This window comes from Sphingobium sp. RS1 (assembly GCF_056156825.1).
Map to the genome: position 1 here is coordinate 3372779 of NZ_JBLZXE010000002.1, position 15704 is coordinate 3388482.

The 15704-nt window shown below is 63.8% G+C and carries 15 protein-coding genes; 5 read left to right on the top strand and 10 right to left on the bottom strand.

What is annotated here, in order from left to right; genetic code table 11:
- Positions 1–102: 102 nt before the first annotated feature.
- From ACNHGR_RS18265 to ACNHGR_RS18290, 6 genes are all read right to left on the bottom strand, one after another.
- Complete coding sequence (locus ACNHGR_RS18265) at positions 103–375, bottom strand: HPr family phosphocarrier protein (protein ID WP_475287896.1); 273 nt, start codon at positions 373–375, stop codon at positions 103–105.
- Positions 372–776 (bottom strand): PTS sugar transporter subunit IIA, encoded by a 405-nt coding sequence (locus ACNHGR_RS18270; RefSeq protein ID WP_056683923.1) that lies wholly within the window; start codon positions 774–776, stop codon positions 372–374. The genes ACNHGR_RS18265 and ACNHGR_RS18270 overlap by 4 nt, the downstream gene beginning before the upstream one ends.
- Positions 777–804: 28 nt before the next feature.
- The gene (gene rapZ / locus ACNHGR_RS18275) at positions 805–1731 is read right to left on the bottom strand and encodes an RNase adapter RapZ (protein WP_475287897.1); all 927 of its coding nucleotides are present in this window, start codon (positions 1729–1731) and stop codon (positions 805–807) included.
- Positions 1728–2168, bottom strand: a complete 441-nt coding sequence (locus tag ACNHGR_RS18280; RefSeq protein WP_475287899.1) for an HPr kinase/phosphorylase — start codon at positions 2166–2168, stop codon at positions 1728–1730. The genes rapZ and ACNHGR_RS18280 overlap by 4 nt, the downstream gene beginning before the upstream one ends.
- 67 nt (positions 2169–2235) lie before the next feature.
- On the bottom strand, positions 2236–3831 hold the full coding sequence (locus ACNHGR_RS18285) for a sensor histidine kinase (protein WP_475287901.1): 1596 nt from the start codon (positions 3829–3831) through the stop codon (positions 2236–2238).
- On the bottom strand, positions 3800–4504 hold the full coding sequence (locus ACNHGR_RS18290) for a response regulator (RefSeq protein ID WP_475287903.1): 705 nt from the start codon (positions 4502–4504) through the stop codon (positions 3800–3802). Before ACNHGR_RS18290 ends, ACNHGR_RS18285 begins: the two co-directional genes overlap by 32 nt.
- Before the next feature lie 279 nt (positions 4505–4783).
- Between ACNHGR_RS18290 and ACNHGR_RS18295 the strand changes: the two genes are divergently transcribed.
- The 3 genes from ACNHGR_RS18295 to ACNHGR_RS18305 all read left to right on the top strand — a co-directional run bounded on the left by ACNHGR_RS18295 (position 4784) and on the right by ACNHGR_RS18305 (position 7810).
- Positions 4784–6385 carry a phosphoenolpyruvate carboxykinase gene (locus ACNHGR_RS18295; protein ID WP_475287904.1) on the top strand — a complete coding sequence of 534 codons (1602 nt, stop codon included), beginning with the start codon at positions 4784–4786 and terminating at the stop codon, positions 6383–6385.
- A gap of 110 nt (positions 6386–6495) precedes the next feature.
- Entirely contained in the window at positions 6496–6813 is a 318-nt protein-coding gene (locus ACNHGR_RS18300) for a hypothetical protein (RefSeq protein WP_475287906.1), read from the top strand.
- A 178-nt stretch (positions 6814–6991) separates the two neighbouring features.
- Complete coding sequence (locus ACNHGR_RS18305) at positions 6992–7810, top strand: ferredoxin--NADP reductase (protein ID WP_184270261.1); 819 nt, start codon at positions 6992–6994, stop codon at positions 7808–7810.
- 135 nt (positions 7811–7945) lie between these two features.
- Here the strand turns inward: ACNHGR_RS18305 and ACNHGR_RS18310 are convergent, their stop codons facing one another.
- Both ACNHGR_RS18310 and ACNHGR_RS18315 read right to left on the bottom strand, forming a co-directional pair.
- Positions 7946–9772 (bottom strand): DUF885 domain-containing protein, encoded by a 1827-nt coding sequence (locus tag ACNHGR_RS18310; protein ID WP_475287908.1) that lies wholly within the window; start codon positions 9770–9772, stop codon positions 7946–7948.
- A gap of 86 nt (positions 9773–9858) precedes the next feature.
- Entirely contained in the window at positions 9859–10422 is a 564-nt protein-coding gene (locus tag ACNHGR_RS18315; protein ID WP_475287909.1) for a hypothetical protein, read from the bottom strand.
- A 227-nt stretch (positions 10423–10649) separates the two neighbouring features.
- On the opposite strand from ACNHGR_RS18315, the gene ACNHGR_RS18320 reads away from it, so the two are divergent.
- Entirely contained in the window at positions 10650–11615 is a 966-nt protein-coding gene (locus tag ACNHGR_RS18320; RefSeq protein ID WP_475287911.1) for a potassium channel family protein, read from the top strand.
- A gap of 381 nt (positions 11616–11996) precedes the next feature.
- Positions 11997–14066: a TonB-dependent receptor domain-containing protein gene (locus tag ACNHGR_RS18325; protein WP_475288473.1), complete on the top strand. Its 2070-nt coding sequence runs from the start codon at positions 11997–11999 to the stop codon at positions 14064–14066.
- 105 nt (positions 14067–14171) lie between these two features.
- On the opposite strand, the gene ACNHGR_RS18330 is transcribed toward ACNHGR_RS18325, so the two are convergent.
- Together ACNHGR_RS18330 and ACNHGR_RS18335 are read right to left on the bottom strand one after the other, a co-directional pair.
- Complete coding sequence (locus ACNHGR_RS18330; protein WP_475287912.1) at positions 14172–14618, bottom strand: NfeD family protein; 447 nt, start codon at positions 14616–14618, stop codon at positions 14172–14174.
- Between the two features lie 75 nt (positions 14619–14693).
- Complete coding sequence (locus tag ACNHGR_RS18335) at positions 14694–15668, bottom strand: SPFH domain-containing protein (RefSeq protein ID WP_475287914.1); 975 nt, start codon at positions 15666–15668, stop codon at positions 14694–14696.
- Positions 15669–15704: the final 36 nt, after the last annotated feature.

Here is a 15704-nt window from a genome sequence, read left to right on the forward strand (position 1 = left end):
GGCTTAGCGCTTCTTTACCCTGGGTTCCTGCCTTCGCAGGAACACGGCTGAATTGAAACCCGACCGCCCGCTCCCCACCCATCCCGGCCACTAAAGCCAGCCTCATTCTTCCCCGAACTTGTCCTCGACCAGGCCGACCAGCTTGCCCAGGGAGTCGCTGGCTTCGGGGCCGGTGGCCTTGATGGTGATGTGATCGCCCATGGCGGCGCCCAGCATCATCAGGCCCATGATGGAGGTGCCGGTGACATGGTTGCCGTCCTTGCTGACGGTGATGTCGGCGGGCAGGCCGCTGGCCAGGGTCACGAATTTGGCGCTGGCGCGGGCGTGGAGGCCGCGCTTGTTGCTGATACGGACTTCCTGGCTGATTTCATTCATGTGGTGCTGCCCAACAGTTCCGACGCTACGCTGATATATTTCTGCCCGGCTTCGCGCGCGGCGGCAACCGCGGCGCGCACATCCATCACCTTGCGCGCGCTTTCCAGACGGATGAGCATGGGCAGGTTGATGCCGGCAATCACCTCTATCTCGCCCGCCTTGAGCAGGGAGATGGCAAGGTTGGACGGGGTGCCGCCGAACAGGTCGGTCAGCAGGATCACGCCCGATCCGCTGTTCACGCGGGCGACCGCCGTGGCGATGTCCGCGCGGCGCAATTCCATGTCGTCTTCCGGCCCGATGCAGATCGTTTCGATCTGCTGTTGCGGTCCGACCACATGTTCCATGGCTACGACGAATTCGGTCGCCAGCGACCCATGGGTGACGAGTACGAGTCCGATCATCTGCTTTCGCGGCCCACCTTTGTCATGATTATGCTTTCGGGCCTCCCGGACGACGCTTCTCCAGACCATCCTGGGGCGTCGATTCAATATTGCGGTGCAAGATGGTGGGCGAAAACCCGGCCTCTTGCAAGTGTTTCGCGACACGTTCCGCGACATGGACGGAGCGGTGCTTGCCCCCCGTACAGCCGAACGCGACGGTGATATAGGCTTTTCCGCCCTCCGAATAGCGCGGCAGCAGGGTGGTGAGCAGATCCTCGATCTTGCCCACCGCTTCCGCATAGGCGGGGTCTGCGGCGATATAGGCGGCGACTTCAGGGTCCAGGCCGGTCTTTGGGCGGAGCGTGTCGTCCCAGTGCGGATTGCGCAGGAAGCGCATGTCGAACATCAGGTCGGCATTGCGCGGCACTCCGCGCGAAAAGCCGAAGGAAAGGATGGTCAGCACCGGGTCAGACAGCCGTTCGCGTGAGAAGCGGCTGCGGATTTCCTGCTGGAGCGCGTTGCTGGTGAAGCTGGTGGTGTCGATCACCTGCGTGGCCCAGCGGCGCAGCGGTTCGGTCAGTTCCCGTTCGCGGGCAATGCCGTCAGCGGCCGGACGATCGAGCGCGAGCGGGTGGCGGCGGCGCGTTTCGGCAAAGCGGCGCTCCAGTTCGGCGCTGGAGCAATCGAGGAAGAGTGTGTCGATGTCATGGCCGTGGCGTTCGCGCATCGCCCTGATGCGCTGGACGATGGCGTTGGCGTCGAAATCGCGGGTGCGCGCGTCGATGCCGAGCGCGAGCGGTCGTTCGTCAACCCCGGCATGGCCGGCGGGCAGGGGTGTGTCGAGCAGCCGGTCGAGCAGGACGAGGGGGAGGTTGTCGACCACCTCCCAGCCCATATCCTCAAGCGTCTTGAGCGCGGTGGTCTTGCCCGCGCCGGACAGGCCGGAAAGGAGGAGGATGGTCTTGGGCTGGGTCATGCCGGGTCCAGCCCCAGCGTGCGGAGCGCCAGTTCGACCTTGATCGGGGCGGAGGCTTCGAACGGGGCAATCTTCACCACCGGCACGGCGATGCCGGCGACGGTGCGATGGACCGGCTCCAGCGGCATGCGGTCGACCGGATCGAACAGGTCGGCGATGAGCGCGACCGGTGCGTCCGACAGCGCCGCCATGGCGACGATGCCGATGCCGCGTACCTCCATCTTGCCCCGGATCGTGTCCGGTGCGGTGGCGAACAGATGGCCGTCGATGCGCTTTACCAAAGTATAGTCGTCGCTGACGAGGGCGGCGCCCCGGTCGATCAGGCGCAGGGCAAGGTCGGACTTGCCGCTGCCGCTTGGCCCGCGCAGCAGGACGACGCGGCCATCAATGGCCACGCTCGTTGCATGCAGCGTCTCTGATGAAAGTGCGCGCGCCATAACCCCTTGGCGATCCTTCTAACCTGAGTTGGCAAGGAAGGCCATGCCGCTCCGCCAGTCTTTCGTCCTATTCCGACACGATGCCCGGATCACGCTCCACCGCCATGGGCAGGCGGACGACGAAACGGGCACCATTCTGGGCATCTTCGCGGTCGCCGATGGCGATCCTGCCCTGATGTCCTTCCACGATCGAGCGGGCGATGGCGAGGCCAAGGCCGCTATGCTTGCCGAAGGCTTCCCCTTCCGGCCGGACGCTGTGGAAGCGGCGGAAAATATGTTCGCGCTCGGATTCGGGGACGCCGGGGCCTTCATCCTCGACGCTGACCATGACCTGATCGTCGGCGACGGTGGCGATGATCTGGACCAAGCCGGCGTCGGGCGAGAAGGAGATCGCATTGTCGATCAGGTTGTCGAGGACGCGCACCAGCCGGCCTTCCTCGCCCAGCACCACGGCGACATCCTTGCGCGGGCGGGCGAAGGCGAGGCGGACGCCGCGCGGCACGCCGCGGGCCTCGCGCGCGATGACCATCTTTTCGATGAGCAGGCCAAGGTCGATCGGCTCGAACCGGGTGCGGGACAGTTCAGCGTCGACGCGCGAGGCTTCGGCAATGTCGGTGACGAGCCGGTCGAGGCGGCGGACATCGTCCTGCGCGATTTCCATCAGCTGTTCGCGTAGGTCCGGCCGGTCCACCCGATCCAGCGCGTCAAGGGCGGAGCGGAGCGAGGCGATCGGGTTCTTGAGTTCATGGCTGACGTCCGCGGCGAAGGCGTCAGTCGCGTCGATCCGCTGGCGCAGCGCCAGGCTCATGTCCGACAGGGCGCGGGCCAGCATGCCGATCTCGTCGCGCCGCTCGGGCAGGCGGGGGACCGTCACTTCGCGGGCGCGGCCGAGGCGGACGCGGACGGCGGCGCGGGCGAGGCCCTGGAGCGGGCGGACGATGGTGCGGGCTAGGAAGAGCGAGAGCAGGACCGAGGCCAGCACCGCGACGGCGAGTACCATGCCCAGGCGCAGCCGTTCGGCGCGCACGGTGCGGGTGATGTCGCGGGCATTTTCGGTCGCGAGCAGGCTGGAGCCGTCCCGTACGGGCACGGCGGCGGAGATCATGAAGGTGCGGTCGGGGGCATAGCGGTTGAGCGCCTGCGGTTGGCCGGATTTGCGCGCAACGGCGACTTCGGGCCAGGCGTCGGCGCGATCGATCGTCGGCTCCTCGAAATCGGGCGGGCGGTCGGCGGAGACGATCTTGTCCACTGCCTTGTCGAGGAAGCGGGCGACATGCCGCTGCCATTCCTCTTCGGACGGCAGGCGCAGGCGATAGCGGGGCGCATCCATGGTGAAGCTGTCGGCGATCAGCGCGCCATTGGCGCCATAGCGCCGCACCCGGTCGCCCGTCTGGCGCGAATAGGCAGCGATCAGCGCATTGTGCCGGTCCGCCGGAGCATTCTCCAGCCCGATGGCGAGCAGCTTCAATTCACGCGCCGACTGTTCCAGCCGGTCGTCGACGATGCGGGTGCGATAGCTGTCGAGATAGAAGAAGCCGCCCGCCAGCAGGGCGAGCGCGAAGACGTTGACCGCCAGAATGCGCGGCGTGAGGCTCAGTCGCCCCGACCAGCGCACCGACAGCGGCGCGCAGTCATTCTTCGGAGAATCGGTAGCCGGCGCCATAGAGGGTGTCGATTGCGTTGAAATCGGAGTCGACCTCGCGGAATTTGCGGCGGAGCCGCTTGATATGACTGTCGATCGTGCGGTCGTCGACATAGACGTCATCCTGATAGGCGGCGTCCATTAACTGATTGCGGTTCTTGACCACGCCGGGCCGCTGGGCAAGGGTTTCCAGAATCAGAAATTCCGTGACGGTGAGCGTTACGTCCTGCCCGTTCCATTTTACCCGGTGTCGGGCGGGGTCCATGGCCAGCCGGCCGCGTATGATGGGTTCGGCGACGGGTTCGTCCGGCGCGTCGGGCGTCTTGCTGACTTCTGCGCGGCGCAGGATGGCGCGGATGCGGGCGAGCAGCAACCGCTGCGAAAAGGGTTTGGCGATATAATCGTCCGCGCCCATGGCGAGGCCCAGCGCCTCGTCCAGTTCGTCGGCCTTGGATGTCAGGAAGATGACGGGCATCTGGCTCTTTTCGCGCAGGCGGCGCAGCAGTTCGATCCCGTCCATGCGCGGCATCTTGATATCGAAGACGGCAAGGTCGGCGGGATTGTCCAGCAGCGCCTTCAGCGCGCCTTCGGGATCGGAATAGATGCGCGTCATGAAGCCTTCGGCCTGAAGCGCGATCGACACCGAAGTCAGGATATTCTTGTCGTCATCCACCAGGGCGATGGTTGCGGTCATGCAGTGTCCCAGATGATCGTGAAAAAGCGGATATAGAGGCAGCGTTAGACCATGGCGACCCCGCTCGCAAGAAAGGCTAGGCGGAAGGTCCTGCGCGCCGAGCGTCGATATTCGGGACAAATGGCCGCGTGCGGGGATTTGACGCTGTGTCCGCAAAGTCCTATGCCAATGAATGTCAGCAGCAAGAGACGCCGTGTAAATACAAGCGGGGCTCAAGGGGCGGATCGATCGCATTCACGCAATGTGAAGCGGTAGGCAAACCATATCAGGAGTAAAGGCGTGCAGGCCAAATCCTCAATCACCCTGGCCGACCAGGGCATCACCACCCATGCCACCCAGTTCTGGAATCTCGGCACGGCGCCGCTGGTCGAAGCAGCGGTCCGCAACGGCGAAGGCATATTGTCCAAGGACGGCCCGCTGGTCGTGAAGACCGGCAAGCATACCGGCCGGTCGGCGAGCGACAAGTTCATCGTGCAGGATGCCGAGACGCAGGATACCGTATGGTGGGGCAAGACCAACGTGCCCATGACGCCCGAGCATTTCGCGGCGCTGAAGGAAGATTTCTTCAAGGCGCTGGGCGAGAAGAGCACGCTTTATGTCGCCGATCTGTTCGGTGGATCGCAGCCCGAACATCGTGTCAATGTGCGCGTCATCAACGAGCGCGCCTGGCATAATCTGTTCATCCGCACGCTGCTGGTGCGGCCGAGCGCGGAAGAGCTGACCGGCTTTGCGCCCGAATATACGATCATCGACCTGCCGACCTTCAAGGCCGACCCGGCCCGCCATGGCTGCCGCAGCGAAACCGTGATTGCGGTCAACTTCACCGAGAAGCTGATCCTGATCGGTGGCACCAGCTATGCCGGCGAGATGAAGAAGTCGGTGTTCGGCATCCTCAATTACCTGCTGCCGGTGAAGGGCGTGATGCCGATGCACTGTTCGGCCAATATCGGCCCGAACGGCGACACGGCGGTCTTCTTCGGCCTGTCGGGCACCGGCAAGACGACGCTGTCGGCCGATGCCAGCCGCACGCTGATCGGCGATGACGAACATGGCTGGTCGGACACGGCGGTCTTCAATTTCGAAGGCGGCTGCTATGCCAAGATGATCAACCTGTCGGCCGAGGCCGAGCCGGAGATCTTCGCCACCACCAAGCGGTTCGGCACGGTGCTGGAAAATGTCGTGATCGACGAGGAGACGCGCGAGATCGACCTGGACGACAATAGCCTGGCCGAAAATAGCCGCGGTTCCTACCCGATCGACTTCATCCCGAACACGTCGGAGAAGAATCTGGGTCCGGTCCCGAAGAACATCATCTTCCTGACCGCGGATGCCTATGGCGTTCTGCCGCCGATCGCGCGGCTGACCCCGGAACAGGCGATGTATCACTTCCTGTCCGGTTACACCGCGCGCGTCGCGGGGACCGAGATCGGCGTGACCGAGCCGACCGCCACCTTCTCCACCTGCTTCGGCGCGCCCTTCATGCCGCGCCACCCCAGCGTCTATGGCAATCTGCTCAAGGAGCGGATCAACAAGGGCGGCGTCACCTGCTGGCTGGTCAATACCGGCTGGGCGGGCGGCAAGGCGACGATGCCGGGGATCAAGCGCATGCCGATCAAGGTGACGCGCGCGCTGCTGAACGCGGCGCTGGACGGCAGCCTGAACGAGGCCGAGTTCCGTACCGATCCGAACTTCGGCTTCGAAGTGCCGGTGGCGGTCAATGGCGTGGAGCCGACCATCCTCGACCCGCGCGCCATGTGGGCCGACAAGGGTGCCTATGACGCGACCGCCGCCACGCTGGTGAAGGCGTTCGTGGACAATTTCGCGCAGTTCGTGGACCATGTCGACGATGGCGTGCGCGGCGCGGCGCTGGTCGCCGCCTGATCCATCGCATTACGCAAGGCAAGGGGCCGGGGGAGCGATCCTCCGGCCCTTTTGCTTTGGATCAAGGGCGCAAGCTGCTATCATGCAGCCCGACCTTTTATGCGGGAGTTATGGGCATGTTTGACGATCTGATTGGCAAATTCGGTGGGCTGGACGCGATCGCGGCCCAGATCGGCGTGACGCCGGAGCAGATGCAGGGCCTGTTCAGCGAGATCAGCGCCAAGATCGGTTCGGGCGAGACGAGCGTGACCGCGCTGGCCGAGACAGCGGCTGAACATGGCGTGTCGGCCGACAAGTTGCAGGAGTTGCTGGGTGCGTTCGGCGGGCCGGAAGCGATCCTTGGCAAGCTGGGCGGCTTTTTCGATAAGGATGGCGACGGCAATCCGCTCAATGAACTGGGCGGTATCGCCAAGGGGCTTTTCGGTTAAGCGACAAGGGTGGGGGTGGGGGTGGGGCGCCCGCGCAAAGGGCGCCCTATCGCGACCACAAGTTTTTTTGGCCTTGCCTTCGTAGTGCAGAGGGGCCATTCGCGGATTTCGACTTTATTGCGAACGATCCGCAAAAGGCGTCGCCGGTGCGATGCGCATGTAATGCAAGGATAGACTGTTGACCGACGAGACGATCGAAAAGCCGGTTCTGGAACCCACCGGCGCGCTTTCCGTGGAAACCGTGCTGTCGGTGAAGCATTGGAACGAGCATCTGTTCAGCTTCCGCATCACGCGACCGGCCAGCTTCCGCTTCCGGTCGGGCGAGTTCATCATGATCGGGCTGAAGGGCGACAATGGCAAGCCGCTGCTGCGCGCCTACTCGATCGCCAGCCCGGCCTGGGACGAGGAAATCGAGTTCCTGTCGATCAAGGTGCAGGATGGTCCGCTGACCAGCAAGCTCCAGAAGATCGAGCCGGGCGACCAGATTTATCTCGGTCGCAAGCCGACCGGCACGCTGGTCACCGATGCCCTGTTGCCGGGCAAGCGGCTGTTCATGCTGTCGACCGGTACGGGTCTGGCGCCGTTCCTGAGCCTGCCGCGCGACCCGGACGTCTACGAATTTTACGAGCAGGTCGTGGTGGTGCATTCGGTCCGCCGGGTAAGTGACCTCGCTTTCCGTGACGAGATGGAAGGCAAGTGGTCGGAAGACCCGCTGGTGTCGGAACAGGCCGCCGGCCAGTTCCACTATGTGCCGACCGTGACGCGCGAGCCGTTCGACGGCCATACCGCGCGGATCGACAAGCTGGTCGAGAGCGGCGCACTGTTCGAGGGGATTCCTGGTGCTGCGAAGTTCGACCCTGAGACCGACCGGATCATGATGTGCGGCAGCATGGAGATGATAAAGCAGTTCGGCGCCTATTTCGAGGAGCAGGGCTTCACCGAAGGGTCGAACGCGACGCCGGGGCAGTTCGTGATTGAGCGCGCTTTCGTCGGTTAAGACAGGTTTTGCGGAAGTAGGAAAGGCCGGGAGAGCGATCCTCCGGCCTTTTTTCATATTCGTCATTGCGAGCGTAGCGAAGCAATCCATCGTGGCGCTACGTGGATTGCTTCGCTGCGCTCGCAATGACGGCGGTTAGGCTCCCTTCCGCTCCGCCACATAGGCGTCGACATTCTTCGCCAGCACGGTCATCGGCACGCCGCCGCCCTTGACCACGGCGTCGTTGAAGAGGCGGAAGTCGAACTTGTCGCCCAGCGCCTGTTGCGCCATTCCGCGCAGGCGGACGATTTCGCCATGGCCGACCTTGTAGCCGCAGGCCTGACCCGGCCAGGCGCAGTAGCGGTCCACTTCGCCCTGCACATCTTCCACGCTGGAGCCGTTGGTGGTGGCGAACCAGTGGATCGCCTTCTCGCGGGTCCAGCGCTTCGCATGGAGGCCGGTGTCGACCACGAGACGGCAGCAGCGATAGGCGATGGATTGCAGATAGCCGAGGCGCCCGGCGATATCGCCGTCATAGGCGCCCAGCTCGTCGCCCAGCTGCTCGGCATAGAGCGCCCAGCCCTCGCTATAGGCGTTGAAGGCGAGGAGCGAGCGGATGAGCGGGAGTTTATAGGTATATTCGCCCTGCCAGATATGGCCGGGTATCCCTTCATGATAGCAGAGGGTGGGCAGCGAGTAGCGCGGCCAGATGCTCGTATCGCGCAGGTTGATATAATAGTTGCCGGGGACCGAGCCGTCGATCGAGCCGGCGCCGGCATAGGCGCCGGGCGCGCCCGCCTCGATCTCCACCGGCACGCGCTTTACGATCAGCTTGGCGGGGACGAGCGTGGCGAAGGCGCGGGGCAGGCGGGTGCGGATGTCGGCGAGGCGGCCGTCGATGAAGGACAGGATCTGCTGGCGGCCATTATCGTCGTTCGGGAAGAGATAGCGCGGGTCTTTGCCCATGGCGGTCATGCGTTCGCCGACCGTGCCCTTGGTCATGCCCAATTGCTTGAGCAGGCCGTCCATTTCCGATTGCAGCGCGGCAAGCTGGGCGAGGCCGAGCTTGTGGACTTCGTCGGGCGACAGGGTGGTGGTGGTGCCGGCTTTCAGCGCCCAGGCATAATAAGCGTCGCCGCCGCGAAATTTCCAGACGCCCGCGTCCATCGTCGCCTTGGCGCGCTGGCGTTGCAGTTCGGCGACCTGGCGGGCGAGGGCGGGGGTGACGGTGTCGCGGACGATCTGCGCGGCCCTGGCGGCATAGTCGCCGGGCATGTCCTTCGTGCGGCGGGCGATGGAGGCGACGGGCACCTGTTGGTCGACGGGCTGGGCCTGCACCGCCTTCATCTGGCCCAGCGTCTTGTCCAGCAGGAAGGCGGGGGCGGTGATGCCGAGGCCGGCGTCATGCTTCAGGCGTTCGGTTTCGCCGTCGAGGTTCGCGGCATAGAGTCGCAGCCGGGCGAGATAGGCGTCAGCGTCGGCCGCGTCCCGGATGACATGGTTGGAGTCGAGGAAATCGGGGGTTTCGACGAAGCTGCCGGTATTCTGCGCCACGGCATAGGGGCTGTTGCGATAGGACCAGTTGCTGTTCATGATCGCCATGTCGCCGAAGGGGAAGGTGAAGCCTTCCGCCGCGGTTTCATGCGCGGTCAGCACCACTTCCACATCGATGCGGGTCGCGGGTGAGAGCGGGGCGAGGTCTATGGCGCGCAGCCTGGCGAGGCGGTCCTTTACATGGGCGGCGATCTGCGCCTGACCCGCCGGTGTCTTGTTGCCGAGGCGGCTCTTGAGCGCGGCACGGGCGCCGGTGTCGATGCCAAGGCCGCTCGCGGTTTCGGGGGCGTCGGCCAGCATCGCTTCGGCCATGTCGGACAGCAGCGCCTGCGCGGCGGCATCGGGGCTTTCGGCGGCGCGCGCGGGGATGGTCGAAAGGGCGGCGGCAGAGGCGCCGGCGGCGAGCAGCTCGCGGCGGGTGGTCAGCATCAGGGGATGTCTCCGGTGGGGGGTCTTTCCCTTAACTTCGCATATTTCCCGCAGATTTCGACATGTTATTTCCTACTGGCGACAGATTATGACAAGGCTGGGGTTTGGGCGGGATCGGCGGCTGGCGAGGGTGGCATGGCGCCGCTGGCCTGCATGAGGATGGGGTGGATGCACTGCCATTCCTCCGGCGAATAGGGGCCGGCCTGCGCCAGTCGGGCGAGCATGTGGCGGGTGGCGATCCGTTCGCGATGGGGGAGGATGGTGCCGCTGTCGCGGCAGTCGGTGCCGAGCGCGCGCAGGGCGGCGAAGAGCAGGCGGTGATTGATTTGGGTGCGCGTGCCCACCACCTGCCCGCGCCGGACGATCGGGCGCTCCTGCCTTTCCTTCGCGATGGCGATGGCGCGGCCCCGGCTTTCGTCCAGCCCCATTTCCAGCGCCCAGTCCCAGGCGGCAGCGAAGCTTTCCGCGCCGGGCCGCGCCCGCAGATAATAAGCCGATCGCGGCGAACAGCCGACGCTGCGCGCCGCCTGCGCCACCACGCCGCAGCGAGACAGCGCGGCGATGAACGCCTTTTGCGCGTCGGACGACCACCCCCGCGCGCGGCGGGCGAGGGTGACGGGGGCGAATTGGAGCAGGTCTGGCTGGGTCATGCCGGGGAGGGTGGCATGGGATGGGGTGTGTAGGACAGGGGAATAGGAGGGGGAGAAGGGAATGTCGTGTTTGGAGTGCTAACGACTAGATAGATGCCTTGCACATGGAGCCAAACTGGATCGCCTAAAGCGATCTAGAGCGATAACAGCGATCATGTTTCCGGCGTCATTTGTTAGCTGCCGTAATTTTACTTCGTATAAATGCTAGACGCATAGGGGGGGGCAGCATGAGGCTCGCTATTTCACCAACGTTGCAGCGGCACTGGAAGCCGCTATCACTGTTTCTCGAAGTCGTGCTGATGGCATTTCTCTATCAGGCGATCTGGATCGCACGCCCAGACTATTTCAGGGTCGAAAATGAGGTTAACGACCTGCCTCTCGATCTCAACGTTGCGGCACGGTCCTATAGTCTCAGTTCCGGGAGGCCGCTGCCACAATTTGCCAATCCAGATATTGATGCGGCAGTAGCAAAGATCCGCAGGGTCTATGCTGAGTTGCAGAAGCTTACTGCTGTCATCGATTCAGAAGGGAAAACTGTGCGGGCAAGGCGGGCCGCTGATCAAGCACAATATAAAAGCTTCGAGGCGAGTCAGTGGCGACAAGCGAATGCATATCGCCAAACTCTGGTCGGTCCAATCAGCGCTAAAATCGCGTCTCTAGTCGATCGTCAGAGGGCAATCCTTAAACGTCATGGCGCAAAAGCCAACGAAGAGTTGCCAGCAGGAGCAGATGCGATTGAACATGCGAATCTCAGTTTAGAGATCGCCAAGCTTCGGGTGACGTCGATTGAGGTGGATATCGCGGCGAGCGATTATATTCTTAAAAATCTGCCTGAATTTCAGAAGTTGCCAGAGCAACGCTCGTATCTCGCACGCCGTAGCGAAACCGACGCACTCGAAAAGAAGCTCATGGAGCATGAACTCAGCATCTATGATTTAAATAGTCGAATGTATGAGGCTTTCGAAGCTTATATCCGAGCCTCGAATGCGAAGTTGGGATATGCGGACTTCCTATATTTCAGTATCGGCGGGGCGACCACAGCGACCTTTGGCGATATCTCTCCCAACCATACGGCGGTGAGAATGCTCTTCTCGCTGCAGATAATCGTCAGTATGGTGCTGGTGGCGCTTTGGATCAATGACCTCACAGCTGCACGTTCCCGTAAACATCCTGCCCCCAGAGGTGAGCGCTGAAGCTCAGCATGACTGCTGGATAACTTATAACGCAATTCTCAGTCCTTTCGAACGATCCTTGCAGATGATTAAAGCTCTGGCCGCGAAGATTGTCTGAGCGCAAAGGTTGATTAGCATCGTGTCGTGACAAATGTGGCTATCGCACCGGTTATGAGGCTCAACTCTTTTCCTAAGCCATAAATCCGTCTCCCCTCTGTAACGAATAGTTTCCGTCGCCCCCAACCCGTTCCGCTTCATTGACTTCCCTTTGCCGTCCCTCTCAACGGCGGGCGTATTAGTGATACGCATTCGCATTAGCTGTGAGGGGGGTTTATGGGGTCGAGGCGGTTGGGCGTGGTGGCGCGGGCTTTTGGTGGGGCCGGGGCGTTGGCGCTGGCGGTGATGGGATCGGCGGCGATTGCCGCCGATGCGGCGCCGGAGGCCGGGCCGGCGGAGGGCGACAGCAGCTCCGCCATCGTCGTGACGGCGGCGGGCTATGAGCAGAATATCGTCGAGGCGCCGGCCAGCATCACCGTGCTGGGGCGCGAGGAATTGCAGGAGAAAAGGTTCGGCAGCCTGGCCGAAGCCTTGCAGGATGTGCAGGGCGTGGATGTCGGCGGCGAAGCGGGCAAGACCGGTGGCCTCAACATCTCCATTCGCGGCATGCCGAGCGACTATACGCTGGTCCTGATCGATGGCCGCCGCCAGAATGCGCCGGGCGGGGTGACGCCGAACGGCTTTGGCGAGACATCGACCAGCTTCCTGCCGCCCTTTTCCGCGATCGACCGGATCGAGGTGGTGCGCGGGCCGATGTCCACGCTGTACGGGTCGGACGCGATGGGCGGCGTCGTCAACATCATCACCCGCAAGGTCGGCGACCGCTGGGTCGGCACGGCGAGCGCGGAAAGCACGATTCAGGGCGATGACCGCTTCGGCAATATCCAGTCGGTGAACGGATTTGTGCAGGGGCCGGTGATCCGCGACCTGCTGGGGCTGACGCTGCGGGGCAGTGTGTTCCATCGCGAGGGATCGAACATCGACATTCCGGGCGATCCGGCGCTGACGCTGGGGCGCAATCCGGTGCGGTCGGACATTTACAATTATGGCGGGCGGCTGAGCCTGACGCCGCATGCCGACCATGATCTGTGGTTCGAATTCGACCGCAACGAGCAAAGCTATGACAATAGCGAGGGGCAGTTGGGCACGCTGGGGTCGGGCGGCTATGCGCCGGAACAGCGATTCAACCGCTCCAACTATGTGGTCGCGCATACATGGCGGATGGGCTTTGGCCAGCTGGACACGACGCTGACCCGCAACGAGACGGAGACGATCGGCCGGCTGATCCCCAACGGCACGCCGGGGGCGACGCCGGGCAGCCCGCGCACGCTGGAGGCGCGCAACGACATATTGGATTCGCGCTTTGCGGGGAAGGTCGGCAGGCTCGCCTTCACCGTGGGCGGACAATATTGGAAGGCGCGGATGGTCGAGGGCGTGGCGCCCGAACCGTTCAAATTCACGCAATGGGCGGGCTTTGCCGAAGCGACCCTGACGGTGGTGGACGGGTTCAACATCACTGGCGGCGCGCGCTATGACAATCACAGCACTTTCGGCGATAAATGGTCGCCGCGCGTCTATGGCGTGTGGAACATCAATGAGGTGCTGACGCTGAAGGGCGGGGTGAGCCGCGGGTTCAAGACGCCGCGGGTCGAGCAGATCGCCGAGGGGATCATCGGTTTCGGCAGTCAGGGGCGGGTACCGCTGCTGGGATCGCCGGGGCTGACGCCGGAAACCAGCACCAGCTATGAAGCGGGCCTCTATTATGACGGGCAGGGTTTGTTCAGCGGCAATGTGACGCTGTTCAACAACGACTTTACCGACAAGATCGCCAGCGGACCGGGCGTGCCCAATTGCCGCTATTCGGTGGCGCCCGACCTGCCGGGCTGTGTCGATGTCGGCAATTTCCCCAATGTCGAGATGTTCAGCCAGTCGACCAATATCGACAAGGCGCGGACGCGCGGCGTGGAAGTGGCGACGCGCTTTGCCTTCACCCCGGCGGTGTCGCTCTCGGTCAACTATACCTATACGCAGACGGAGCAGTTGAGCGGGTCGGAAGAGGGGCTGCCGCTGATCGGCATGCCCAAGCATATGCTGAACGGCAATCTGCGCTGGAAGCTGGGCGAGAAGGCGAGCGTCTGGGCGCGGGCGGAAGTGCGGTCGAGCCGCTATCGCGGCGCCAATGTGCAGCAGAGCGAAGTGGGCGACTTCCGCAGTTACGAAGTGTTCCATCTGGGCGGATCGTATCAGGTGACGCCGGCCTTCCGCCTCGCCGCGACGGTCTATAATGTGCTGGACACCGACTATGCGATCTATGTGCCGTACCAGACGGCGGCCAATGTCACGGCCTATACGCCGGCCTATTCGATCAATCAGGAAGGGCGGCGGCTGTGGCTGTCGGCGACCGTGGACTTCTAAAATCTGTGTCCGTTCGTTTCGAGCCTGTCGAAGCCCACTTTTGTCGGGAGAGGTAGAGCCCTTTGACAGGCTCAGGGCGAACGGCTGTCGGTTCAGGGGCGAGGGCTAGAGGCTTTCCACCCGCAGGATCGTGCCGTCGACGCCGGTGACCCGCATCCGGGCGCCGGCGGTGGCGTCCGGGCCGGTGGCGCTCCAGACGCTGTCGCCGACCTTCACCCGGCCTTCGCCGCCGACGATCGGATCGACCACGGTGACATTCTGGCCGATCAGCCGGGCGCTGCGGTCGTTGAGCAGCGGGTCGGACGAGGGGACCGGATTGTCGACATACCAGCGGCGGCCGGCATAGACCGCGACGAGGCTGAGCGCCGCGAAGAGCAGCAGTTGCACGGGCAGGCCGATGGGCAGGGCAAGCGCGACGAGGCCGGTGATGGCGGCGGCGATCGCGACCCAGATGAGGAAGACGCCGGGGATCATCACCTCCGCGATGCCGAGCAGCGCGGCGAAGATCAGCCAGCCCCAATGATCTTCCAGCAGCGTCAGCATATCAGTCATGGGTGGGTTGTCCATACGACGCGCCATGAGGATGGCTCCCACCCCATGGGCTATGGTTTGCTTGCTCCATGCCCATCATCCCTGGCTCTGGCCGAAGGGGCCGCGGCGTGGTGCGGGCGGAGGTGTCGGGGCGGGCATGCCGTCGGCGCCGAGCGCATCCTTCGCCAGCGCGCCGATGCCGCCCAGCGTGCCGATCAACTGGGTCGCCTCGACCGGGAAGAGGATCGTCTTGGCATTGGGCGAGGTGGCGAAGGCGCTGACCGCCTCGGTATATTTCTGGGCGATGAAGTAATTGAGCGCCTGCGGATTGCCGGCGGCGATCGCGTCCGACACCATCCGGGTGGCTTTCGCTTCGGCCTCCGCCTCGCGCTCGCGCGCTTCGGCGTCGCGGAAGGCGGCTTCGCGGCGCCCTTCCGCCTCCAGTATCTGCGATTGTTTCTGCCCTTCGGCGCGCAGGATTTCGGCGGCACGCGCGCCTTCGGCATCGAGGATGTTGGCGCGCTTCTCGCGCTCCGCCTTCATCTGGCGGCCCATGGCGTTGACGATGTCGGCGGGCGGGCGGATGTCCTTCAGCTCCACGCGGGTGATCTTGATGCCCCAGGCATTGGTGGCATGGTCCACCACCGAGAGGAGGCGGGCGTTGATCTCGTCGCGCTTCGAGAGGGTTTCGTCTAGGTCGAGCGACCCCATCACGGTGCGCAGGTTGGTGGTGGCGAGTTGCATGATCGCGACATAGAGTTCGCTGACTTCATAGGCGGCCTTGGCCGGGTCGAGCACCTGGAAGAAGACCACGCCGTCGACCGACACCATGGCATTGTCCTTGGTGATGATCTCCTGCCCCGGAATGTCGACCACCTGTTCCATCATGTTGATGCGGCGGCCCACGCTGTAGAAGAAGGCAGGGTAGAAATTGAGGCCGGGCTTGGCGACTTCGGTGAAGCGGCCGAAGCGTTCGATCGTATATTGATAGCCCTGCCGCACCACCTTCACGCTGACCGCGAGGTAGAAGAGCACGAGCCCCGTGACCGTCAGTGCGAATGTCGTCAGCATCACTGTCTCCCCGTTATCGCTTGGATTATGCGCCCT

What these genes read in the sequence shown, in the direction of transcription:
- ACNHGR_RS18265 (WP_475287896.1), bottom strand. Translation starts at nt 375, where the DNA reads ATGAATGAAATCAGCCAGGAAGTCCGTATCAGCAACAAGCGCGGCCTC.
- ACNHGR_RS18270 (WP_056683923.1), bottom strand. Translation starts at nt 776, where the DNA reads ATGATCGGACTCGTACTCGTCACCCATGGGTCGCTGGCGACCGAATTC.
- rapZ (WP_475287897.1), bottom strand. Translation starts at nt 1,731, where the DNA reads ATGACCCAGCCCAAGACCATCCTCCTCCTTTCCGGCCTGTCCGGCGCG.
- ACNHGR_RS18280 (WP_475287899.1), bottom strand. Translation starts at nt 2,168, where the DNA reads ATGGCGCGCGCACTTTCATCAGAGACGCTGCATGCAACGAGCGTGGCC.
- ACNHGR_RS18285 (WP_475287901.1), bottom strand. Translation starts at nt 3,831, where the DNA reads ATGGCGCCGGCTACCGATTCTCCGAAGAATGACTGCGCGCCGCTGTCG.
- ACNHGR_RS18290 (WP_475287903.1), bottom strand. Translation starts at nt 4,504, where the DNA reads ATGACCGCAACCATCGCCCTGGTGGATGACGACAAGAATATCCTGACT.
- ACNHGR_RS18300 (WP_475287906.1), top strand. Translation starts at nt 6,496, where the DNA reads ATGGGCATGTTTGACGATCTGATTGGCAAATTCGGTGGGCTGGACGCG.
- ACNHGR_RS18310 (WP_475287908.1), bottom strand. Translation starts at nt 9,772, where the DNA reads ATGCTGACCACCCGCCGCGAGCTGCTCGCCGCCGGCGCCTCTGCCGCC.
- ACNHGR_RS18315 (WP_475287909.1), bottom strand. Translation starts at nt 10,422, where the DNA reads ATGACCCAGCCAGACCTGCTCCAATTCGCCCCCGTCACCCTCGCCCGC.
- ACNHGR_RS18320 (WP_475287911.1), top strand. Translation starts at nt 10,650, where the DNA reads ATGAGGCTCGCTATTTCACCAACGTTGCAGCGGCACTGGAAGCCGCTA.
- ACNHGR_RS18325 (WP_475288473.1), top strand. Translation starts at nt 11,997, where the DNA reads ATGGGATCGGCGGCGATTGCCGCCGATGCGGCGCCGGAGGCCGGGCCG.
- ACNHGR_RS18330 (WP_475287912.1), bottom strand. Translation starts at nt 14,618, where the DNA reads ATGACTGATATGCTGACGCTGCTGGAAGATCATTGGGGCTGGCTGATC.
- ACNHGR_RS18335 (WP_475287914.1), bottom strand. Translation starts at nt 15,668, where the DNA reads ATGCTGACGACATTCGCACTGACGGTCACGGGGCTCGTGCTCTTCTAC.